This window comes from Halorubrum sp. SS7, from assembly GCF_005435055.1.
Classification (GTDB): Archaea; Halobacteriota; Halobacteria; order Halobacteriales; family Haloferacaceae; genus Halorubrum; species Halorubrum salinarum.
The window spans coordinates 1-217 of record NZ_SGXV01000748.1 but is presented as its reverse complement, the minus strand read 5'-3'; the positions used below and the strand labels follow the sequence as shown (position 1 = coordinate 217).

The following is a 217-nucleotide window of genomic DNA, read 5'->3' as shown; positions in this document are numbered from 1 at the left end:
CCGGGTTGTCGACGGTGATCCGCTGGTCGACGGTCGCGTCGAACACTCCGCCGAGCGCGACGATTCCGAGGCTGGTGCCGATCGTGACCACGACTAACATCGCGACCGCGACGGTCCCGGCGCGAGGGGAGTCGAACCCGTCGCGAACGCGGTCGAGGACGCTACCGATCGGACTCGCGAGGACGGCGAACGGGGAGGGCATCGTCGGGTGCTGTCC

1 pseudogene is annotated in these 217 nt (G+C 69.6%); it reads right to left on the bottom strand.

From position 1 onward, the window contains the following. Positions 1 to 202: pseudogene (locus EXE44_RS19805) on the bottom strand (YIP1 family protein); the annotation flags it as partial. Positions 203 to 217: the final 15 nt, after the last annotated feature.